A 22531-nucleotide genomic window follows, 5' to 3' on the forward strand; every position below is an offset into this window, starting at 1 on the left:
CCCGGTACAGGCGCCGCGTCAGGCGTCTGGGGCCTGGTCGGCGATCAGACGGTCGACGGACGAGGTGACATCCGAAGCGCCTCGCCGAATCTCGCCGACCAGTCGCTCGATGTCCGTCACATGGGCATGGATCTGCTGGCTCTTGGCCACGGCCGACTGCATCTGCTCGCTTGCCTGGGCCACCATGGCGGCGTTGTCGGCGAGCACGTCGTCGATCCGCCCCACCGATTCGCTCGCCCGATGAGCCAGCTGTCGAACCTCGCCCGCCACCACAGCGAAGCCCCTGCCGTGCTCTCCCGCATGAGCCGCTTCGATGGTGGCGTTCAGCGACAGCAGATTGGTCTGCTCGGCGATTCGCGCGATCTCCGAGGTGATGCCGTTGATGCGTTCCGCCTGGGCCACGAGTGCCTGCACGGCCTCCCGGGCGCTCCCCATCTCGTCGACGGACGCCATGCACTCCCGAACGATATCCTGCAGCTGCGCCATGCCGCTGGCCGTGATCTGCTCCGTCTGGACCGATGTCTCCCGGGCCGAGACGACGGCAGCACGGGTGGCCTCGGCGGCCTGCACGTCGGCCGTGACATCGGTGGCGAACTTCACGACCCGCACCACCCTGCCATCGGCATCGAAGACCGGGTTGTAGGTGGCCTCCAGCCACAGCGGCTCCCCGAAGGCCGTGATCCGTTCGAACTTGCCCTGACGGAGCTCGCCCTGGGCCAGACGCTGCCAGAAGTCCGGATTCTGCTCGTAGAAGGCCTCGTGGCAGAACAGGCGGTGGTGCTGGCCCAGGACCTGTTCACGCTCATAGCCGGTCGCGGCCAGGAAGTTGGGGTTGGCATCGAGCACGACACCCTCCGGCGTGAACTCGATCACGGCCATGGACTGACCGAGTGCCTCGACCAGTGCCTTGCGTGACATCGCCGCCTGATGCTGTTCGGTGACATCGCTGGCGATCTTGATCACATGGTCGACATGCTTGCCGCTCCGATTCATCACCGGAAGATAAGTGGCCTCGATCCAGACCTCGCGCCCCCGTTTGTCGAGGCGTCGGAAGGTGCCGGCCCGGTGCTCGCCTCGGGCCAGTGCCGCCCAGAACTCTCCGTATTCCCGGCCGTTCACCGTTTCCGGGTCGCAGAACATCCGATGGTGGCGGCCCAGCACCTCCGAGGCCTGATAGCCGAGAACCGACAGGAAAGCCGGGCTCGCCTGACGGATGATGCCCTCGGGGGTGAACGTCACCGTGGCCGTATGCCGGTGCAGGGCAGCGGCCAGGGGCGACCGGGGCTTGCGCGATTCGAGCGCGGGGGACGAGAGAAGCGTGACGAGGGAAGCCAGCATGGCGTTTCGATCTCCAGCCAGAAAAATATTGTACAGCAAGTTATACCATATGTTCTTTTTGTACAAATATTGTATCGAGTATGACGCCTCCTCCATGGCTGGCCCCGGCTGGGCGATCAGGGGAAGCCAGCAGGAACGACAGGAAGAACGTCAGGGCGAAGAGATACCAAAACGAAAACCGGGAGCCCCATGGGGCTCCCGCTTCACATGCTCGATGGCGAGTGCCGGCCTGGCCTGTCAGACCTCGGCCGAGACCGCCTCAACCCATGTAATGGGCAATGGCCTTCTCGGCTTCGTTCTTGGCGGCCGCCACGGCGGTCCAGTGATCGAGCACTTCGGGGGTCAGGGAAGTGGGCATGTCAGACTCCTGTTTCAAACGCATGACTCGACTCACAAGATTACCCACGGCGCCTGCAAGGCACCATTCGCCTTTCGGCTAGCCGCTTGCAATACTGCAGGAAGTCCAGCCATGCGAGGACCCAACGTGCGCCACTACGAACAGACCCACATCGGCTTCGACGAGCACGGCAACGAGTACGTCATCGACGAGTACCACGACCTGCCCGACCTGGAGGATTTACAGCATGGAGGCGCCATCAGCCGTGGGCTGCCGAACTTCAAGACCCGTGACGGTCACGAGGTGGAGCGTCTCGGCCCGGGAGAATTCTCGGTCCGTGTGCCCGGTGAAGAACGCGGCGTCTCGGTGTGGACCCACGATCCCGAGCATGTCTGATAGGCTGGGCGCTCCTCATAAGGAGCCCGACATGCCAAGACGCGTCCCGACCGCCCTGCTCTGCCTCGCCCTGCTGGCCACCCTCGGCGGCTGCACCACCTACACCTGGCCCGATGGGCACCGCGAGACGGTGTGGGGCGTGCCCGCCGAAGACGACACCAAGACCGACCAGCAAAGGCGCGCCGAGGGCGTGCAGTATCGCCAGCCGGGCGAAGTACCCGAATAACGCCGTTGGCACGGCCGGGGCGTCACTCGCCTGCCACGACGCCCTGACTCACGCCTCCTTCGCCAGCCCCTTTCTCCATACCAGGCAGAGGTTGTTGGCCGGCATCTCGACCAGGCGCTCAAGCCAGAGGCCGTATCGCTCTGCCTCCGCGCTCACGTCCGCCAGATCGCGGATCCCCCAGCGCGGATCCCGCGACCGCAGATCGGCATCGAATGCCAGGTTGCTGGCCGCGGTCGGTTGATCCGCGCGCAGGTAGGGGCCGTAAAGCAGCAACGTACCGCCTTCCTCGAGACGCTCTCCGGCCCGCGCCATCAGGGCCTCGGTCACCGCCCAGGGCGAGATATGGATCAGGTTGATGGCGACGATCGCCTCGAAGCGGCCCGCTGGCCAGTCACCGGTAGCATCCAGCGCCAGCGGCGACCGCAGGTTGGGCAGCTCGACCACCTCACGCCAGGCCGCGATGGAAGCCCGGGCCTCCGGGGTCGGGTCGCTGGGCTGCCAGTCCCAGTCAGGCCGAGCCGCGGCGAAGTGGCAGGCATGCTCGCCGCTCCCGGAGGCCAGCTCGAGCACCCGGGCCGGGCCGGGCAGTGCCTCGGCCAGCACCTCGAGAATCGGCTGGCGGTTGCGGGCCGCGGCAGGGCTGTAACGTCGAGCATCGGTCATGGCGTGCCTCTGGCGAAAGCGTGAACAAATGAAACCGCGCCGATGATAGCCCCATCGCCCCTCGTGCCTCCAGGCCGTATGCCCTCAGGGCGCCGTGTCTCGTGTCATCGGCGAAGCGTTGAGCAGCCGATGCAGCACCGCCATCGCCACCAGGGTGACGACCATCGCCACGCTCATGGAACTGAACCGGTACAGGGCGGCATAGACGAAATCCTGATTCGGGCCCAGGTACTGGCCATAGAGGATGCCCAGGGTGGTCAGGGCACCGAAGCCGACGCCCGATCCCCCGCCCTCGAGCAGATGGATGCGCGCGAAGAGCATCAATCCCACCCAGTAGCTGAGCATCACCAGCAGCAGATGGTCGGCCTGGGTAAACAGCAGCAGCTGCATCAGGATCGCCATGTTGCAGCCCAGCAGGGCCCCGACCCCGCGCTTGACCGCCGACACCCTGGCGTTGGGGTAACCCAGCGCGAAGAGAATCAGGATGGTGGCCATCTGCGCCGACAGCGAGTCCCTCAGGTCCAGGATCTGAAAGACGGTGAAGGACAGCGTGGCGATGATGGCGCCGATCAGCGTCTGGTGTCGCACAAGGGAAGCCGGCTTGTCGACCGTCGGCGGAGGCTGGCGCGCCTCTCGATCGGGAAACAGCAAGTGCATCAACGCCGCCAGGCACACGGCCAGCACGCTGGCCACCACGTTATGGGTCAGCAGATCGAAGAGATCGACCTCGGGATAGCTGGCGAAGTGCAACAGCACGCTGAGCGTCAGCACGCCGTTGGCGCCGAACAGGAACAGCGGCCCCTTCGCCATCAGCCGGAAACGCGAATAGAACAGCAGGAACGCCAGTCCCGTCATCACCACCGGCATGTGCTGGGTCAACCCGACCACCAGCGACACCTCGACCACGTTGAGGCAGGCGTTGCCCAGGAACTGGCGCACCACGTGCGCATTGAAGACCGGTATCATGCCGACCAGGAACATGGGATAGACGGTGAAGAAGACCCCATAGTCCCAGTGCATGAAGTGGCTGATGGCGAAGCCGATCATGCCCGCGAAAGCCACGCGCAGGCACTGCCGCATGTCGTTGGACGAGAAGCGAGACTCCCCGGCTTCCTGCTCCTCGGGGCCATGGCCGCGATGCGGCAGCACCAGTCCTGCGGAGCGCAGCAGCAGCCGTCTCACCCGATGCACCAGCTCGCGCCACGTTTCCGATGCCGTAGCGTCGTCACCCTGCCCAGGCCGATCTGGCCGATCAATAGACATAGTGCAGCCAGGACATCAGCCGGATCTGCAGGCCGCCGAACAGGGTCGCCAGTGGATTCGCCTCGGGCAGCAGCTGCACGGTGGCCCGCGCGCCGCTGACGGGCAGCGGCTCGGGCGGATCCTCCACCTCGAGGTGGAGGCGAATGCGCTGGGCGTCGCGTACCCAGCGGTCGGTCGCCGGAATGTCCGCCAGCGTGCCGTCCGCGGCCAGCTGACCATCCTGCACGCCGGCATCCCGCGAGGCCACGCGCGCCTCGAACACCCGTCCCGGGAGGGCGTCGAAGACCACCCGGGCCGATTCCCCTTCGCGCACGTGTCGAAGGCTCTTCTCGCGCAGGTCGGCGACCAGATCGAGCCCCTCGCCCACCACCGCGAGCGCCGGCTGCCCGCGGGTGACGTAATCGCCCTCGCGCAGCTGAAGATTGGTCACCACGCCGTCGCGCTCGGCGCGCACCAGAGTGTGCGACAGGTCGAGCTCGGCCTGATCGATGGCGTTATCCGCCTGGCGCAGCTGCAGGTTGCCGTCGCCGCGTTCGCCGAGCTGTACCTCCAGCTGACGGATACGGGCCTGGGCCGCCGCCACCGAGGAACGCGCCTGGCGCTCCTCGGCCACGATGCTGTCGACCCGCTGCCGGGAGATGCTGTGGCGACTGAGCATCGTCTCGGCTCGACGGCGCTCCCCGGCCAGCTCGTCGGCGGAGGCCCGGGCCGCATCGAGATCGGCATGGGCCTCGGCGAGATCGGCCTCGAGCAGCGCGTTGTCGCGGACCGCCGCCTCTCGGGCAAGCCGGGCCTGGTGCAGCGCCAGTTCGAAGGGCGCGCGATCGAGCGAGAACAGCACGTCGCCGCGCTCGACCCGTTGATTGTTGGTCACGGCCACCGCCTCGACGCGGGCCGACACCTCCGGCGCAACCCGCACCACGGGGCGTAGCACCCGGGCCTGGGGGGTCATCGGCATGAAGGTGTCGGCGATGATGAAGTAGACGAACAGCACGCCGAAGGCCGCCAGCGCGACCCGGACCCAGCGCGCGAAACTCTGATCTGGAGTCATGGACTCGCTCCCGTCGATGCCACCGGCCAGGACGACCGGATGGGGCAAAAGGCCGAGATGATAGCAATTCTTTTAGCAAGCTAAAAGATGCCATGCAATCGTAACCGTCCCCTCGCCCCGCCACTCTCGGGCCCTCGATGGCCCGAACGGCGCGGCATGCCTGGCATCGCCAGCCGAGATGACTACAATGGGCGGCTTGATTTTCCGCCCATTCCTCCGACCCTCCCGCAAGGAACCCTCATGAACGCCATCGTGCTTGCCATCCTGGTCATGGTCACCCTGAGCCTGATGCGGGTGTCCGTGGTCTTCGCGCTGATCGCCGCCACCCTGGTCGGCGGCCTCTATGCCGGCATGCCGATCGGCGAGATCATGGACGCCTTCAACGACGGCCTGGGCAACGGGGCCACCGTGGCCATCTCCTACGCCGTGCTCGGCGCCTTCGCCGTGGCCCTGTCACGCTCGGGCATCACCCAGCTCTTGTCCCAAAAGGCCATCGCCGGGCTCCGGCTGGACCAGGGAATCCCCCACCGCCGCACCATCGTCTATGTGCTGCTCGGCGTGCTGCTGGCCTTCTCGGTCAGCTCGCAGAACCTGATCCCGGTGCACATCGCCTTCATCCCGGTGCTGGTGCCGCCACTGCTCAAGCTGATGAACCACCTGAAGCTCGACCGTCGCGCCGTGGCCTGCGTGATCACCTTCGGTATCACCGCACCGTACATGCTGCTGCCGGTAGGCTTCGGCTCGATCTTTCTCCACGACATCCTGCTGACCAACCTCAACGACAACGGCCTCGACGTGACCGCCGCCATGGTGCCCACGGCGATGATCGTGCCGATCGGCGGCATGGCGATCGGCCTGGTCGTGGCGATCCTGCTCAGCTATCGCGGCAAGCGCAGCTACGAAGACCGCGACCTGGCCCACGGCGACGAGACACCCGCCGAGGCCGCCGGCCACCTCAAGCCCTGGCAGATCGCCGTGCTCGGTCTGTCGCTGGTCGGCACCGTGGTGGTACAGCTGGTCAGCGGCTCCATGGTGCTCGGCGGCCTGTTCGGCTTCGCCGTACTCTCCGTCAGCGGCGTGTTCCACTGGCACGAGCAGGACGACATCTTCACCGAAGGCATGCGCATGATGGCGCTGGTCGGCTTCATCATGATCGCGGCGGCCGGCTTCGCCAGCGTCATGCAGGCCAGCGGCCAGGTCGAGAGCCTGGTAGAAAGCTCCACCGCCCTGATCGGCGACCACAAGGGCCTGGCCGCCCTGGTCATGCTGCTGGTGGGCCTGTTCATCACCATGGGCATCGGCTCGTCGTTCTCGACCATTCCGATCATCGCCTCGATCTACGTGCCGCTGGCGATCGGCTTCGGCTTCTCGCCGATGGCCACCATCGCCCTGGTCGGCACCGCCGCCGCCCTGGGCGACGCCGGCTCGCCGGCCTCGGACTCCACCCTCGGCCCGACCGCCGGCCTCAACGCCGACGGCCAGCACGACCACATCTGGGACAGCGTGGTGCCGACCTTCCTGCACTACAACATCCCGCTGATCGGCTTCGGCTGGCTCGCCGCCATGACGCTCTGAACCCGGGCGTTGCCCGGGAGCGGCAAGCCGAACGCTTGAAGCTGCAAGACACAACAGCCCCGCCGGTATATGCCGGCGGGGCTGTTGTGTTTCATGCCGGCGATCCGGCCAACAGGCGGATCAGCCTCGAACGCAGCAGGCCTTGCCCTTCTTCCCGCTCCCACACGGGCAGGGATCGTTGCGCCCCGGCTTGAGCCGGGTCACCGAGGGCTCGCCGTCCACGTAGACCCAGCGGCCCGCCTCGCGCCGAAAGCGCGACCGCTCCTCCAGAGCGCCCCAGCGGCGCCCCTCGCGGAAGGTGGCGCGAAAGTGCACCCTGCCGGTATCGCCGTCCTCGCCGTGATCGAGGATCTCGAGGTGCACCCACTGGGTCGGATCGTCGTCCGGCAAGGCCGTCGGACGCGTCTCGGGCGCCCAGCTCTCCAGCAGATAGTCGTTCAGGCCCAGGGCGAAGGCGCTGTAGCGCGAGCGCATCAGCGCCTCGGGCGTCGGCGCCGGCTCACCGTCATGGTAGCGGCCACAGCAGGCCGTAAGCGGCAGGCCACTGCCGCAGGGACAGGGTTCGGCGTCATTCATGGCATTGATCCAGGTCAAGGGGTGAACCGGACATGATAGCGAATCGTGTCCGTCACTTGTCGCCTCCGCTGCGCTGCAGCATCCTCATCACACGCCCTCGCCACGGAGGCCAAGGCATGGACGTCGCCTATCACTCCCCGACCACATCCTGGCACGCCCTGAGTGCCGAAGAGGCCCTCGATCGCCAACAGAGCCATCCGCGCGGCCTGTCCGACGAGGCCGTCGCCGAGCGCCGGCGACGCTTCGGTCCCAACCGCCTGCCCCAGGCACGCCCTCGCTCCGCCTGGCGCAGGCTGGTGTCACAGTTCGCGAACCTGCTGATCGTCATTCTGATCGTCGCGGCCCTCGGCAGCCTGGCCCTCGGCGCCATCGTGGATGCCATTGCCATCCTCTCCGTGGTCGCCATCATCGCGCTGGTCGGCTACGTCCAGGAAGGCCGTGCCGAGCAGGCGCTGGCCCGCATTCGCGACCTGCTCGCCCCAAGCGCCCAGGTACTGCGCGGCGGCCGCCGCCAGGAAGTGCCTGCCGAGGCACTGGTGCCGGGAGACATCGTCCTGCTGGAGAGCGGCGATCGCGTGCCTGCCGACCTGCGCCTGCTGGAGGCACGTCGGCTGCGACACCAGGAGGCCACACTGACCGGCGAGTCGTTACCCGTGGACAAGGGCACCGCAGCGGTGGCGGAAAACGCCGAGCTCGGCGATCGCAGCAGCATGGCCTATGCCGGCACCCTGGTGGCGCAGGGCAGCGCCCGGGGGCTGGTGGTGGCGACCGGAGCGGACACCGAACTCGGCCGCATCTCCGCGCTGCTGGGCAGGGTCGAGCCACTGCGCACGCCGCTGCTGCGCCAGCTCGACCGCGCCGGACGGGTACTGGCAACGCTGATCCTGACATGCGCGATCGCCACGGCGCTGGTCGGCGTGCTGCTGCACGGGAGTCCCTGGCCGACGATGTTCATGGCCGCGGTAGGCCTCGCGGTCGCGGCCATCCCGGAGGGGCTGCCGGCCATCGTCACCATCGGCCTGGCGCTGGGAGTTCAGGCCATGGCCCGCTCGCGAGCCATCATCCGTCGTCTCCCCGCGGTGGAGACCCTGGGGTCAGTATCGACGATCTGCTCGGACAAGACCGGCACCCTGACCCGCAACGAGATGACCGCCCAGTCGATCTGGCTGCCCGAAGGCGAGTTTCACCTCGACGGCATCGGCTTCGCCCCCGAGGGCGCATTCCACCGCGTCGACAACGGCGAGACCAGCCCGGCCCCGCTCGACCTCGATGACCAGCATGCCCTGCGTCACTTCCTGAACGTCGGCGTACTGTGCAACGACGCCGAGCTGGTCCACGAAGACGAGGCATGGCGCATCCATGGCGACCCTACCGAGGGAGCGCTGGTGGTGGCCGCCGCCAAGGCCGGCCTGCCGGTGGAGCAGACGCGCCGTCATCATGTCCGACACGACGCCATCCCCTTCGACGCCGGACGCCAGTACATGGCCACCCTTCACGACATGGAAGGGAGTCGCCGTCTGCTGGTCAAGGGCGCGCCGGACAGGCTGCTGGCGATGTGCCACCGGGTGCGCACCGAGCGGGGCGAGGACTCACTGGATCTTTCTCTCTGGGAGCAACGCCTCCATGCCCTGTCCGACAGGGGCCTGCGCGTGCTGGCCCTGGCCGAGAAACCGCTGTCCTCACGCCTGAAGCTGACCGACGAGCACGCCGAGTCGGAACTGGTACTGCTGGGTCTGGTGGGCATGCTCGACCCGCCCCGGGAGGAAGCCATCGCCGCGGTGGCCGAGTGCCGGGCCGCGGGCATTCGTCCGGTCATGATCACCGGCGACCACGGCGTCACCGCGCGCGCCATCGCCGAGCGGCTGGGCTTCGCCAACACGGGCCGGGTGATCAGCGGCCACGAGATCGAGAGCATGTCCGAGGCGGCGCTGATCGACAGCGTCATGACGGTCGACGTCTTCGCAAGAGCCACCCCCGAGCACAAGCTACGGCTGGTCGAGGCCCTGCAGTCATGCGGTGAGGTCTGCGCGATGACCGGCGATGGCGTCAACGACGGCCCGGCCCTCAAGCGCGCCGACGTGGGCGTGGCCATGGGGCGACAGGGCACGGCAGCGGCTCGGGAGGCCGCAGAGATGGTCCTGGCCGACGACAACTTCGCCACCATCGTCGCCGCCATCCGCGAGGGCCGTAAGGTCTACGACAACATCCGCAAGACCATCACCTTCCTGCTGCCCACCAACGGCGCCCAGGGCCTGGCCATCATGGTCGCGGTGCTGTGCGGGGCGCTGCTGCCGGTGAGCCCGCTCCAGGCGCTGTGGGTCAACATGGCCGTGGCGGTGACCCTGGGCCTCGCCCTGGCCTTCGAACCCGGCGAACACGACCTGATGCGACGCCCACCAAGGAAACCGGACGCCGCCCTGCTGGACCTCTTCCTGCTGTGGCGGGTGATCTTCGTCTCGACGCTGCTGCTGCTGGCCACCTATGGCATTTTCACCTGGATCCACGACATGCAAGGCGGCGCTCTCGAGCAGGCCAGGTCCGGTGCGGTCAACATGCTGGTCGCGGGCTCCGCCGCCTACCTGGTCAACAGCCGCTACCTGATCCAGGGGGTGCTCTCATGGCGGGGCCTGTTCGGCAGTCGTCCGGTATGGGTGGCCATCGGCCTGATTGCCGTCATCCAGCTGGCCTGGACCTACGTGCCCGTCCTGCAACGCCTGTTCGGCGCCGCAGGCCTGGCGCCGATGCACTGGGTCGTGATCCTGGCCACCGCGCTGGCCGTACTGCTGATCGTCGAGGGCGAAAAGGCGCTGTGGCGCCGTCGAGCCTGACCCCGGGAACGACTCAGCTCCGCCGCTTGGTCCGTGCGGTGGCTTGGGCCGACCACGGATCCTCCGGCCAGGGATGCTTGGGGTAGCGGCCGCGCATGTCCTTGCGCACCTCGGGGTAGCCGTTGGCCCAGAAGCTCGCCAGGTCTGCGGTGACCTGCAGCGGGCGCCGCGCCGGCGACAGCAGGTGCAGCAGCGGCGCCACCCGGCCGTCGACCAGCCGCGGCGCGGCTTCCCAGCCGAACACCTCCTGCAGTTTCACCGCCAGCACCGGCGTCTCGCCGCGATAGTCCAGCACCACCCGCGAGCCGCTGGGCACCGCCAGATGCGTCGGCACCAGGGCGTCGAGCCGGGCCGACTGGCCGCCGGCCAGGCCGTCGCGCAGGATGCGCGCGAACGGCAGCGCCTCGACCTCGTCGAGGCGCGACAGCCCGGCCAGGTAGGGCCCTAGCCAGGCGTCCAGGTCGTCGAGCAGCGCCTCGTCGGACCAGTCCGGCCAGTCGTCGCCCAGGGTGCGGCGCAGCAGCGCGACCCGGGCGCGCAGCTGCTCGGTGGCCTCGTCGAACGGCAGCCCGCGCCGGCGCACCGCCTCGAGCAGCGCCTGCTGGGCGGCCTCCGGCGGCAGCGTCGTCAGCGGCCGGCGCTCGAGCACCACGGCGCCGAGTCCGCGACGCCGCTCGCCGACCAGCCGCCCGCGCTCGTCCGACCATTCGAGATGATCGCGCCACTGGCCGGCCTCGGGATGCAGCGCGGTGAGCCGTGCCTCGTCCAGGGCCGCGGCACGAAAGATCCGCCCGCCGCCGCCCTCGCCGTCCAGGGCCACCGCCACCAGCAGCTCGGCGTGGGCCAGCGGGTGCGACTCGGGCAGCGTGCCCTGCCCGCCGCCGGCCAGCCGGAAGCGCCCCGGCGAGAGCCGCTGGGCGATGCGCTCGGGCCAGGCCAGCGCCAGCAGCTCGCCGAGCGCCTCCATCCGCGGCGACGACAGCCGGCAGCCCATCAGGCTCGCCAGGCGCTTGGCATCGCGCTGCCAGGCGCGATCCTCGCCTGGGCTGGCGAAGCGCCGCTCGAGTGCCGCGGCCAGGTCACGCTCGTCGTCGGCGCCGCGACCCTCGAGCAGCGCCGCCAGGCCGCAGGCCAGGGCCGCCGCGTCGAGCTCGGACGCGCGCTGAAGCATCACCGCCAGCCGCGGGTGGGTCGGCCAGCGCGCGCAGGCGCGGCCCAGCGCCGTCAGCCGATGGGCATCGTCCAGCACGCCGAGGCCGCGCAGCAGCTCGCGCCCGGCGGCGAGCGCCCCCGCCGGCGGCGGCGTGATCCAGGTCAGCGACTGCGGCTCGGTGATGCCCCAGCGCGCCAGCTCGAAGGCCAGCGGGGCCAGGTCGGCCTGGCGGATCTCCGGCTCGCGGTCCGGCACCAGCGGCTGCTCCTCGGCCCACAGCCGGTAGCAGACGCCGGGCCCCTGGCGGCCGGCGCGGCCGCGGCGCTGATCGGCGCTGGCCCGGTTGACCCGGCGGGTCTCGAGGCGCGTGAGGCCGGTGCGCGGCTGGAACACCGGCAGCCGCTCCTGGCCGGCGTCGATCACCAGCCGCACGCCGGGCACGGTGACGCTCGACTCGGCAATCGCGGTGGCCAGCACCACCCGGCGGCGGCCTTCGGCGTCGGGTGCCAGCGCCCGACGCTGAGCGTCCAGCGGCAGCCGGCCGTGAAGCTCGTGGATGGCGGCATCGGGCAGCCGATCGGACAGCGCCCGCGCCAGCCGGCGGATCTCGCCGACGCCCGGCAGGATCACCAGGGCATCGCCATCGTCGGCCGCCAGCGCCTCGGCCACCACCGCCGCCTGATGACGCGCGGCGTCGTCACGGGGATGGGACGAGCGATTCGGCGGTCGGTGATGAGTGGCGACCGGGAACTGGCGCCCCTCGCACTCGATCACCGGCGTTTCCTCGCCGAGCACGGCGGTCAGCGAGGCCACGTCCAGAGTCGCCGACATCACCAGCAGGCGCAGGTCGTCGCGCACCGACTGGGCGTCGAGGGTCAGCGCCAGCCCGAGGTCGGCGTCGAGGCTGCGCTCGTGGAACTCGTCGAAGATCACCCCGGCCACGCCCTCGAGCAGCGGGTCCTCCTGGAGCATGCGCGTCAGCACGCCCTGGGTGACCACCTCGAGACGCGTCTCGGGCCCGACGCGGGACTCGCCACGCATCCGGTAGCCCACCGTCTGCCCCACGGCTTCGCCCAGGGAATCGGCCATGTGCCCCGCCGCCAGCCGGGCGGCCACGCGGCGGGGTTCGAGCAGCAGCAGGCGCTGCCCGCGGCACCAGTCGGCCTCGAGCAGCGCCAGCGGCACGCGGGTGGTCTTGCCGGCGCCGGGCTCGGCCACCAGCAGGGCGCGGGCGTGCCCGGCCAGCGCGACCTGGATGTCATCAAGCCTCGCCTCGATGGGCAGGCCGGTCGGAGTAGCGTCATTCACGCCTGTGGTCATGCTCGTCTCTTGTCGTTTCGTCTGTCATCGCTCTTGCCTTCCGCCCAGGGGCGCGCGCTTCACGACGCCCCGGGTGACCGGGTGCCGCCGGCCCGACGCTTGCACGCCGGCGAACCAGGGGCTAGCCTTGGTTCTCGCTGATCTTGACCAAAAGGTCAGAAAAAATCTGCCTCACACCACCCACAACAACAACAGGGTATCGGCATGCAACAGACTTCCCCCCGCGCCGACGGGGCGCTCCACGCGGACGTCCCCTCGCGGCAGGCCAGCCTGCCTCTCCTCGATCGGTGGTTCGGCGTCACCCGTCGCGGCTCGACGCTGAAGACCGAGATCCTGGCCGGCATCGCCACCTTCCTGGCCGGGATGTACATCATCGTGGTCAATCCCGCCGTGCTCTCGGACGCCGGCATTCCCTTCTCCGCGGCGCTCTCCGCCACCGTGCTGATCAGCTTCATGAGCAGCCTGGCGATGGGCCTCTACGCCCGCAACCCGATCCTGGTCGCCCCGGGCATGGGCATGAACGCGCTGTTCACCTACACCCTGGTGCTGGGCGCCGGTCTCAGCTGGGAAGTCGCGCTGGGCTGCGTGTTCTGGTCGGGGGTGCTGTTCGCCCTGCTGGCGGTGTTCAACGTGCGTCGCGCCATCATCGAGGCCATCCCGCTGTCGCTGCGCTACGCCATCACCTGCGGCATCGGGCTGTTCATCACCTTCATCGGGCTGCAGAACGCCGGCTTCATCGTCGGCAGCGACGCCACCCTGGTGTCGCTCGGCACCATGGACGCCCATCTCGCCACCTTCTTCCTCGGGCTGGTGGCCACCGCGGTGTTCGTGATCCTGCGCTTCAACGGCGCGCTGATCATGGGCATCGCCCTGACCACGCTGATGGCCGCGCCCATGGGCCGGCTGTGGGGCGACGAGGTGATGGTGGCCTGGAACGGGCTGGCCGCCTGGCCGGACTTCAGCGCCGTGATGCAGGTCGACATCCTCGGCGCGCTGAAGGTGGCCTACCTGCCGTTCATCTTCGTGATGCTGTTCACCAACTTCTTCGACGCCCTGTCGTGCTTCATGGCGCTGTCGGAATCGGCGGACCTCAAGGACGAGGACGGCAATCCGCGCAACCTCAAGCGCTCGATGACGGTGGACGCCTTCGCCTCGATGATCGCCGCACCACTCGGCACCAGCGCCGCCCAGACCTTCATCGAGTCCGGCGCCGGCGTCGCCCAGGGCGGCCGCACCGGCCTGGTGGCGGTGGTGATCGCGCTGCTGTTCCTGCCTTTCCTGTTCCTCTCGCCGCTGCTGTCGCTGGTCCCCGGCATTGCCACCGCCCCGGCGCTGGTGCTGGTGGGGCTGTTCATGATGGCCCCCATCGGAAAGATCGACTGGCAGCGCTTCGACCAGGCCTTCCCCGCTTTCCTGGCCATCATCCTGATGCCGCTGACCTACTCGATCACCCTGGGCATCGCCTTCGGCTTCATGAGCTTCGTGCTGATCAAGGTGGCCACCGGGCGCCTCGAGGACATCCGCCCGGCGATGTGGGTGTCGGCGGCGCTGTCGGTGCTGCTGCTGGTCACCGCTCAGTAAGCGGTGCCTCGTCGGCCGGCACGCGGTCGGCGGGGTGCTTCACCCCGCAGCCCTTGATCACCACCCGGGTCAGGAACTCGGTGATGCGCTCGATATCCTCGTCGGAGAGCGCCTCGCGGCCGGTGATCCCCCGCACCTGGGCCTCGAAGTCGGCGTAGTGCTGGGTCGAGGACCAGATCAGGAAGATCAGCCACACCGGGTCGACCGGGTCCATCAGGCCCCGCTCGGCCCACTGGCGAAACACCGCCGCGCGGCTGTGCACCCAGTCGCGCAGCTCGCCGCTCAGATACTCCTGCAGGAAGGGCGCGCCGCCGATGATCTCGCTGGCGAACAGCCGCGAGCCCTCGGGATGCCGGCGCGACATCCACATTTTCGAGCGAATGAAGGCCGACAGCACCTCGGCCGGATCGTCGTCGGCCGAGATGTCGTCGAGCATGGCGTTCCAGCGCTCCATCACCCGTTCCAGCAGGCGTACGTAGAGCTTGCGCTTGCTGCCCATGTAATAGAGGACGTTGGACTTGGGCAGCCCCGCCTGCTCGGCGATCTCCTGCACGCTGGCCCCGCGATAGCCGTGACGGGCGAAGACCCGCTCCGCCGCCGCCAGGATCGCCTGCTCGTTGCGCCGGCGGATGGCACCGCCTTCCTGTTCACTGCCGTTGTCTGCCTTGGCCATGGGCCCTCGCTGTCGGTACCGATCTGGGGCCAAAGAGTGCCTGAGAGCCCGGCACCAAGGCAATTCGGCATCACCGCCAACGCGCGATCGGCGTATAAAAAGTAGAGAGAGGCGCCGCGGTACTTGCCAAAGCTGACCATATGGTCAAGAATTAAGTCATCCCATGATTCCCGGCCACTACAACCACAATCGGAGCCGACACCCCATGATCGACTTCTACCTCAACGGCAGGCGTCAGCGCTGTCGTGACGTCAGTGCGGACACCAGCACCCTCGAGCTGCTGCGCGACCGGCTCGGACAGACCGGTACCAAGGAAGGCTGCGCCTCCGGCGACTGCGGCGCCTGCACCGTGGCGATCGGCGAGCCCGGCGACGACGGCGAGCTGGTCTATCACAACGCCAACGCCTGCCTGACCCCGGCCCACCAGCTGGACGGCTGCCACCTGGTCACCGTCGAGGGGCTGGCCAACGGCGAGCGGCTGCACCCCGCTCAGCAGGCCATGGTCGACTGCCACGGCAGCCAGTGCGGCTTCTGCACTCCGGGCATCGTGATGTCGCTGTTCACCCTCTACGAGGATCAGCGGCGCCGCCCCGCACCGCTGAACCAGGCGCGCCTGGAAGAGGCCCTGGGCGGCAACCTGTGCCGCTGCACCGGCTACCGCCCGATCCGTGACGCCGCCCTCGGCATGGGCGACTACCCCGCGGCCAATCCCGCCTGGGCCGAGGACGCGGGGCTGGCCGGCAACATCGCCTGGCTGCGCCAGCCCCGCGGTGGCGAGCCCGCCGCGGCGGGCCACGATGTCAGCCATTACGTCACGCCCCAGGACCTCAAGGCCCTGCGCTCTCTGAAAACCGAGCGCCCCGACGCCCGGCTGGTGGCCGGCGGCACCGACCTGTGGCTCGAGGCCACCCAGCAGCTCAAGGCGCTGGATGATCTGATCGACGTGCGCCAGGTCGCCGAACTGAACGCCATCGAGGAGAGCGAGGCCGGCTGGTGGATCGGCGCCTCGGTGACCCTGGCCCGGCTGACGCCGCTGCTCGCCGAGCCCTATCCGGCCTTCGCGCACCTGATGCACCGCTTCGCCTCCTCGCAGATCCGCAACCGCGCCACGCTCGGCGGCAATATCGCCAACGCCTCGCCGATCGGCGACACCCCGCCGGTGCTGCTCGCCCTCGACGCCCGACTGCGTCTCGACGGCCCCCGTGGCCCGCGCGAGCTGCCGCTGTCCGACTTCTTCCTCGACTACCGAAAGACGGCGCTGGCCGAGGACGAGTTCATCGCCGCCGTCTTCCTGCCGCGCCCGAGTGCGGCGCAGAATCTCAAGGTCTGGAAGCTGTCGAAACGACGTGAGGACGACATTTCCGCGGTGCTCGCCGCCTTCGCCTGGCGCTTGGACGACGGCGTGATGCGCGACGTCCACCTGGCCTTCGGCGGCATGGCGGCCGTGCCCCGCCGCGCGCCCGCTGCCGAGGCGTCGCTGGAGGGCCGCGCCCCGGACGCCAAGGCCTTCGCCGCCGCCCGCGCCGCGCTGGGCGAGGAGCTCGCGCCGATGACTGACGTCCGCGGCAGCGCCGAGTACCGCCGCCTGGCCGCCGGCAACCTGCTCGAGCGGCTGCGGCTGATGATCGCCGCCGAACACGGCTCCGCCGACCTCATCGACGACAACGGCGCCAACGACAACAACGATTCCGCGACCAAGGTGACTCTCGATGCGTACGCTCACTGATATCCCTTCCGAGACGTCTCCGGCCAGCGCTTCCCGGGAGGCGCCCGGCCATGCCCGCGCCCACGAGAGCGCCGTCAAGCACGTGACCGGCCGCGCGCCCTATATCGACGACATCGCCACGCCGGCCAACGCCCTGCACGTGGCGGTGGGCTTCTCGCCGGTGGCCCACGGCCGGCTGACCCGGCTCGACCTGGAAAAGGTCCGCCACGCGCCGGGCGTGGTGGACGTGATCACCCTGGCCGACGTGCCCGGCCATACCGACATCGGTCCGGTGTTCCCGGGCGATCCGATCTTCGCCGATGACGAGATCAGCTACCTCGGCCAGAGCCTGTTCGCGGTGGCGGCGGAAAGCCACCGCGAGGCCCGGCTGGCGGTCCGGGAGGCGATCGTCGAGATCGACGAGCAGCCGGCGTCGCTGGACCCGGTGGCCGCCGCCGAGCGCGAGGAGTTCGTGCGCCCCACCCACGTGCACGAGCGCGGCGACTGGCAGCGCGCCCTGAGCGAGGCGCCTCACGTCCTGGAGGGGGAGCAGTTCGTCGGCGGCCAGGAGCATTTCTACCTCGAGGGCCAGGCCTGCCTGGTGGTGCCCTCCGAGGACGAGGGCGTGATGGTCTACACCTCCAACCAGCACCCCAGCGAGAGCCAGAAGCTGGTCGCCGAGGTGCTCGGCGTGCCCTTCCACGCGGTGACCATGGAGATGCGCCGCATGGGCGGCGGCTTCGGCGGCAAGGAGACCCAGGCCTCGCCCTGGGCCTGCATCGCCGCACTGATCGCCCGGCGCACGAACCGCCCGGCCAAGCTGCGCCTGCCCCGCGCCGAGGACCTGCGTGCCACCGGCAAGCGCCACCCCTTCCATAACCGCTATCGGCTCGGCTTCGACGAGCGCGGCGTGCTCGCCGGCGGCGACATCACCGTGATCGGCGACTGCGGCTACTCGCCGGACCTGTCCGAGGCGATCGTCGACCGCGCCATGTTCCACGCCGACAACGCCTACTCGCTGGGCGACGCCCGGGTGACCGGCCAGCGCGCCCGCACCCACAAGGCCTCCAACACCGCCTTCCGCGGCTTCGGCGGCCCCCAGGGCATGATGATCATCGAGCGCGCCATGGACGACATCGCCCGCTATCTCGGCGAAGACCCGCTGACCGTGCGCAAGCGCAACCTCTACCGCGCCCTGGGCGAGGACGACACGCCGCTGGACGTGACCCGCGATATCACCCACTACGGCCAGCGGGTCGAGCAGCTCACCCTGCTGCACGACCTGATCGGCCAGCTGGAGCGGAGCAGCGACTACTGGGTCCGGCGCCGCGAGATCACCGCCTTCAACGCGGCAAGCCCGGTCGTGAAGCGCGGCCTGGCGCTGACGCCGGTGAAGTTCGGCATCTCCTTCACCGCCCAGCACCTCAACCAGGCCGGCGCGCTGCTCCACGTCTATACCGACGGCAGCGTGCTGATCAACCACGGCGGCACCGAGATGGGCCAGGGCCTGCACACCAAGGTGTGCCAGGTGGTGGCCCGGGAGCTGGGCCTCGACCTGGAACGCGTGCGCATCAGCGCCACCCGCACCGACAAGGTGCCCAACACCTCGCCCACCGCCGCTTCCAGCGGCGCCGACCTCAACGGCCAGGCGGCCCGCGACGCGGCGAGCAAGCTGCGCGAGCGGCTGTTCGACTTCGCCGCCGGCCACTTCGACCAGGAGGCGGGCGGGCTCGACCGCGAGACCATGCGCCTGGAGGACGGCCAGCTGGTGGCCGGGCTCGGCGAGGCCGAGACGCGCATCCCCTGGGGCGAGCTGGTCCAGGCCGCCTACATCGGCCGCGTCTCGCTCTCCGAGAAGGGCTTCTACGCCACGCCGCTGATCCACTACGACCGCGCCGCCGGCCGCGGCCGCCCCTTCTACTACTACGCCTTTGGGGCCGCCGTGGCCGAGGTCGAGGTCGACACGCTCTCCGGCGAGTACCGCGTCAGCCGCGCCGACATCCTCCACGACGTGGGCGATTCGCTGAACCCGGCCATCGACATCGGCCAGATCGAGGGCGGCTTCATCCAGGGCATGGGCTGGCTGACCAGCGAGGAGCTGGTCTGGAACGAGGCCGGCCGGCTGGTCTCCGACGGCCCGGCCACCTACAAGATCCCGGCCTTCGGCGACCTGCCCGAGACCTTCAACGTCGAGCTGATGCAGGGCCATCCCAACTCCCAGGCCAGCATCTACCGCTCCAAGGCCGTGGGCGAGCCGCCCTTCATGCTCGGCATCTCGGTGTGGTCGGCGCTGCGCGACGCCCTGGCGAGCCTCGCCGACTACCGCGTCAGCCCGGCACTGGACACGCCCGCCACCCCGGAGCGGGTGCTGATGGCCGCCGAGGCCCTGCGGCAGGCACGCACCAGCGCCGATGCCGAGCGTGACGCTGACCGTGACGAGAGGCCTGACCATGCGCCCGCCTGAGCCCTGGTACGCGGCGCTCGCCCGGCTACAGCGCGAGGCGCGCCCCCACGCCCTGGCCAGCGTGGTGGGCGTGGCCGGCTCCACCCCGCGGGAGCCCGGCGCCAAGATGGTGATCACCGCCGACGACGTCCACGACACCCTGGGCGGCGGTCACTTCGAGCAGCAGGTGATCGAGGCCGCCCGCGAGGCGCTGGCCAGCGGCCGCACCGACACCCGGCTGGAGGCCTTCCCGCTGGGTGGACGCTCCGGCCAGTGCTGCGGCGGCTACGTGCACGTGCTGATCGAGCCGTTCGCCGGCGCCGATATGGACATTGCGCTGTTCGGCGCCGGCCACGTCGGCCGGGCGCTGGTCCAGGCGCTGGCCCCGCTGCCCTGGCGTGTCTGGTGGTTCGACAGCCGCGAGCACGCCTTCCCCGACGACGCTCGCGACCGCGACCGACTGCATCTCATGCAGCCGGCAGCCGGCGCCGAGGGCGTGGACATAGAGGCCGCGGTGGCCTCGCTGCCGGCCGGCTGCCACGCCCTGGTGATGACCCACGATCACGCCGAGGATCGCGCCCTGGTCGACGCCCTGCTCCGGCGCGGCGACTGCGCCTCGATCGGCATGATCGGCTCCGACAGCAAGTGGGCGAGCTTCAGGAGCCGGCTGCGCGACGCCGGCCACGACGAGACCGCACTGGCAACGGTACGCTGCCCGATCGGCGTGCCCGGCGCCCACGGCAAGCGACCCTGCGAGATCGCCCTGGCGGTGGCCGCCGAGCTGCTGACGCTCAAGCCCGACACCGCACGCGACGACCGCCGCGGCGTCGCCCCGGAGCCGCTGCGCCAGGCGTTTCCCTCGGATAGCCAAGAACCACGCCGATAAGCGCCGGAACAGTTGATCGCCTGAACATTCGCCAGAACCCAACAGAATCCGTATTTTCCAAGCGCCGGCCAAGCGGCGTTCAGCGGAGAGATTGATGACCGACCCCCAACCCCACATGCGCCTGCTGCGCGGCCCGCTGCTGAGCTTCGACGCCGATCCGGGCGAGGACGACGCCCCGGCCGCGGGCAGCGTGCGCCATCTGGAAGACGGCGCCGTCTGGCTGGTCGACGGCCACATCCACGCCGTGGCCGACTTCGCCGAGCTGGCTCCCCACCTTCCGCCGGGCATCGAGACGGTGGACTACGGCGACAAGCTGATGATGCCGGGCTTCATCGACAGCCATGTGCACTACGCCCAGCTCGACATCATGGCCTCCTACGGCCGCCAGCTGCTCGACTGGCTCAACGACTACACCTTCCCCGAGGAATGTCGCTTCGCCGAACGCGCCCACGCCGAAGCGGTGGCCGAGGCCTTCCTCGACGAGACCCTGCGCGCCGGCACCACCACCGCCCAGGTATTCTGCACCTCGCACCCCGGCTCGGTGGACGCCTTCTTCACCGCCGCCCGGGCCCGCGGCCTGCGCATGCTGGCCGGCAAGGTGCTGATGGATCGCCACGCCCCCGAGGCGCTGGTCGACGATCCCCTCGGCGGGCTGGCCGACAGCGAGCGGCTGATCGGCGACTGGCACGGCCGGGACCGCCTCGGATACAGCCTGACCCCGCGCTTCGCGCCCACCTCGAGCCGCGAACAGCTCGAGGCCACCGGCGCGGTGCTGCGCAATGCCCCGGACCTGCACCTGCAGACCCACCTCTCGGAGAACGAGGGCGAGATCGCCTGGGTCGGCGAGCTGTTCCCCGAGTGCCAGGACTACCTGGGCGTCTACGAACGCTACGGACTGGTGGGCCTGCGCAGCACCTTCGCCCACGGCATCCATCTCGACCAGCCGATGCGCCGCCGGCTGGCCGAGGCCGGCGCCAGCGTGGCCTTCTGCCCGACCTCCAACCTGTTCCTCGGCAGCGGGCTGTTCGACCGCCTGGCCTGCCGCGAGGCGGGGCTCGCCACCACGCTCGCCAGTGACGTGGGCGCCGGCACCGATCTCTCGGGGCTCGCCACCCTCAAGGCCGCCTACCAGGTCGGCCAGCTGCGCGGCCAGCCACTCACCGCCTGGCAGGGCTTCTACCGGCTGACGCTGGGCAACGCCCGGGCCCTGCACCTGGAGGACCGCATCGGCCGCCTGCGCGAGGGTGGCGAGGCCGACCTCGTGGTGCTCGACCCGCAGGCCACGCCGCTGCTGGCCCGCCGCACCGCCCGCTGCCGCACGCTGGCCGAGACGCTGTTCGCACTGATGATGCTGGGCGACGACCGCACCGTGTACGCCACCTGGGCCAACGGCCGGCGAGTGCATCAGCGAGACGCCTGACCGCGCCTCCAGGCACGCATCAGGTGCAAGGCAGGTACGAAAAAGGGCGGCTCCGAGGAGCCGCCCTTTTCTCGTGGATTCCCGCCGAGATCAGCCGCAGGCCGCGAGCCTGGCGCGCAGCGCTTCACGCCGTTCTTCGCTCATGAAGGCCGCCTCGATGGCATTACCGGCGAGTCGGGTGAAGGTCTCGCGGGACCAGCCGAAGGCACGCTGGCAGGCCTCGAAATTCTCCAGCATGCCGCCGCCGAAGTAGGCGGGATCGTCGGAATTGAGCGTCAGGTTGAGCCCGGCCTCGAGCATCGCCGGCAGCGGATGCGCCTCCATGCGCTCGACCACCTTGAGCCGCAGGTTCGAGAGCGGGCACACGGTCAGCACCATGGCCGCGTCGCGCAGCCGCGCGACCAGCGCCTCGTCTTCCAGGCAGCGCACGCCGTGGTCGATGCGACAGACGTCGAGCACGTCCAGCGCCTCATGGATATAGGCGGGCGGCCCCTCCTCGCCGGCGTGGGCGACCCGGGCCAGGCCCAGCTCACCGGCGCGGCGGAACGCCTCGCGGAACTTGCTCGGCGGATGGCCGACCTCGGCGCTGTCGAGGCCCACGGCGTCGATCCGGTCGAGATAGGGCGCGGCCTGCTCCAGCAGCGACTCGGCCTCCTCGGCGGGCCGGTCGCGCAGGAAGGCGAGGATCATCGCCGTGGACAGGTCCAGCTCGTCCTCGGCGCGACGGCGGGCACGCTCGAGCCCCTCCATCACCGCCTCCAGCGCCACGCCCCGCGACAGATGCGCCTGGGGATCGACGTGCATCTCCACGTGCACCACGCCCTCGGCGGCGGCGCGCTGGAAGTAGTCCATCGCCAGGTCCTCGAAGTCCCGGGCGGTGAGCAGCACGCTCATGCCCTGGAAATAGAGGTCCAGAAAGGACTGCAGGTCGTCGAAATCGTAGGCGGCGCGCACCTCCTCCACCGAGGCGTAGGGCAGCGTCACGCCGTTGCGCTCGGCGAGCGCCATCATCAGTTCGGGTTCCAGGGTGCCCTCGATGTGCAGATGCAGCTCGGCCTTGGGCAGGGCCTTCAGGAAATCCCGCATGAATCACCTCG

At 69.6% G+C, this 22531-nt stretch carries 17 protein-coding genes; 9 read left to right on the forward strand and 8 right to left on the reverse strand.

Annotation, left to right across the window (positions count from 1 at the left end):
• Nucleotides 1-18: 18 nt before the first annotated feature.
• Entirely contained in the window at nucleotides 19-1404 is a 1386-nt protein-coding gene (locus CVH10_RS01755) for a PAS domain S-box protein (RefSeq protein ID WP_369335703.1), read from the reverse strand.
• Nucleotides 1405-1807: 403 nt separating this feature from the next.
• Between CVH10_RS01755 and CVH10_RS01760 the strand changes: the two genes are divergently transcribed.
• Nucleotides 1808-2071, forward strand: coding sequence for a hypothetical protein (locus CVH10_RS01760; protein ID WP_106487654.1), 264 nt, complete (start codon nucleotides 1808-1810; stop codon nucleotides 2069-2071).
• 31 nt (nucleotides 2072-2102) lie between these two features.
• Nucleotides 2103-2297 (forward strand): hypothetical protein, encoded by a 195-nt coding sequence (locus tag CVH10_RS01765; RefSeq protein WP_035595806.1) that lies wholly within the window; start codon nucleotides 2103-2105, stop codon nucleotides 2295-2297.
• A gap of 48 nt (nucleotides 2298-2345) precedes the next feature.
• Here CVH10_RS01765 and CVH10_RS01770 read toward each other — a convergent pair whose 3' ends face one another.
• The 3 genes from CVH10_RS01770 to CVH10_RS01780 all read right to left on the reverse strand — a co-directional run bounded on the left by CVH10_RS01770 (nucleotide 2346) and on the right by CVH10_RS01780 (nucleotide 5274).
• The gene (locus tag CVH10_RS01770; RefSeq protein WP_035595804.1) at nucleotides 2346-2960 is read right to left on the reverse strand and encodes a DUF938 domain-containing protein; all 615 of its coding nucleotides are present in this window, start codon (nucleotides 2958-2960) and stop codon (nucleotides 2346-2348) included.
• Nucleotides 2961-3044: 84 nt separating this feature from the next.
• The gene (locus CVH10_RS01775) at nucleotides 3045-4151 is read right to left on the reverse strand and encodes a DUF2955 domain-containing protein (RefSeq protein WP_369335704.1); all 1107 of its coding nucleotides are present in this window, start codon (nucleotides 4149-4151) and stop codon (nucleotides 3045-3047) included.
• 61 nt (nucleotides 4152-4212) lie between these two features.
• Nucleotides 4213-5274, reverse strand: coding sequence for an HlyD family secretion protein (locus CVH10_RS01780; protein WP_035595800.1), 1062 nt, complete (start codon nucleotides 5272-5274; stop codon nucleotides 4213-4215).
• A 240-nt stretch (nucleotides 5275-5514) separates the two neighbouring features.
• Here CVH10_RS01780 and CVH10_RS01785 point away from each other — a divergent pair, with 240 nt between their 5' ends.
• Nucleotides 5515-6849, forward strand: a complete 1335-nt coding sequence (locus CVH10_RS01785) for a Na+/H+ antiporter family protein (RefSeq protein ID WP_035595798.1) — start codon at nucleotides 5515-5517, stop codon at nucleotides 6847-6849.
• 120 nt (nucleotides 6850-6969) lie between these two features.
• Here CVH10_RS01785 and CVH10_RS01790 read toward each other — a convergent pair whose 3' ends face one another.
• Complete coding sequence (locus CVH10_RS01790; protein ID WP_106487656.1) at nucleotides 6970-7425, reverse strand: YchJ family protein; 456 nt, start codon at nucleotides 7423-7425, stop codon at nucleotides 6970-6972.
• Nucleotides 7426-7541: 116 nt separating this feature from the next.
• On the opposite strand from CVH10_RS01790, the gene CVH10_RS01795 reads away from it, so the two are divergent.
• Nucleotides 7542-10253 carry an HAD-IC family P-type ATPase gene (locus tag CVH10_RS01795; RefSeq protein ID WP_106487657.1) on the forward strand — a complete coding sequence of 904 codons (2712 nt, stop codon included), beginning with the start codon at nucleotides 7542-7544 and terminating at the stop codon, nucleotides 10251-10253.
• Nucleotides 10254-10266: 13 nt separating this feature from the next.
• Here CVH10_RS01795 and hrpB read toward each other — a convergent pair whose 3' ends face one another.
• Entirely contained in the window at nucleotides 10267-12726 is a 2460-nt protein-coding gene (gene hrpB / locus CVH10_RS01800; RefSeq protein ID WP_106487658.1) for an ATP-dependent helicase HrpB, read from the reverse strand.
• 204 nt (nucleotides 12727-12930) lie between these two features.
• On the opposite strand from hrpB, the gene CVH10_RS01805 reads away from it, so the two are divergent.
• Nucleotides 12931-14307, forward strand: a complete 1377-nt coding sequence (locus tag CVH10_RS01805) for an NCS2 family permease (RefSeq protein ID WP_106487659.1) — start codon at nucleotides 12931-12933, stop codon at nucleotides 14305-14307.
• Here CVH10_RS01805 and CVH10_RS01810 read toward each other — a convergent pair.
• Entirely contained in the window at nucleotides 14294-14980 is a 687-nt protein-coding gene (locus CVH10_RS01810; RefSeq protein WP_106487660.1) for a TetR/AcrR family transcriptional regulator, read from the reverse strand. The genes CVH10_RS01805 and CVH10_RS01810 overlap by 14 nt on opposite strands.
• Nucleotides 14981-15185: 205 nt before the next feature.
• Here CVH10_RS01810 and xdhA point away from each other — a divergent pair, with 205 nt between their 5' ends.
• The 4 genes from xdhA (at nucleotide 15186) to guaD (ending at nucleotide 21434) form a co-directional block, all read left to right on the forward strand.
• Nucleotides 15186-16706 (forward strand): xanthine dehydrogenase small subunit, encoded by a 1521-nt coding sequence (gene xdhA, locus CVH10_RS01815; RefSeq protein WP_106487770.1) that lies wholly within the window; start codon nucleotides 15186-15188, stop codon nucleotides 16704-16706.
• Nucleotides 16690-19149, forward strand: a complete 2460-nt coding sequence (gene xdhB / locus CVH10_RS01820; RefSeq protein ID WP_106487661.1) for a xanthine dehydrogenase molybdopterin binding subunit — start codon at nucleotides 16690-16692, stop codon at nucleotides 19147-19149. The genes xdhA and xdhB overlap by 17 nt, the downstream gene beginning before the upstream one ends.
• On the forward strand, nucleotides 19136-20014 hold the full coding sequence (xdhC, locus tag CVH10_RS01825) for a xanthine dehydrogenase accessory protein XdhC (RefSeq protein WP_106487662.1): 879 nt from the start codon (nucleotides 19136-19138) through the stop codon (nucleotides 20012-20014). The genes xdhB and xdhC overlap by 14 nt, the downstream gene beginning before the upstream one ends.
• A gap of 94 nt (nucleotides 20015-20108) precedes the next feature.
• Nucleotides 20109-21434 carry a guanine deaminase gene (guaD, locus tag CVH10_RS01830; protein ID WP_106487663.1) on the forward strand — a complete coding sequence of 442 codons (1326 nt, stop codon included), beginning with the start codon at nucleotides 20109-20111 and terminating at the stop codon, nucleotides 21432-21434.
• Nucleotides 21435-21524: 90 nt separating this feature from the next.
• Here guaD and CVH10_RS01835 read toward each other — a convergent pair whose 3' ends face one another.
• Nucleotides 21525-22520, reverse strand: coding sequence for an adenosine deaminase (locus CVH10_RS01835; RefSeq protein ID WP_106487664.1), 996 nt, complete (start codon nucleotides 22518-22520; stop codon nucleotides 21525-21527).
• Nucleotides 22521-22531 lie beyond the last annotated feature (11 nt).

Source organism: Halomonas sp. ND22Bw (assembly GCF_003011945.1).
Classification (GTDB): domain Bacteria; phylum Pseudomonadota; class Gammaproteobacteria; order Pseudomonadales; family Halomonadaceae; genus Halomonas; species Halomonas halophila.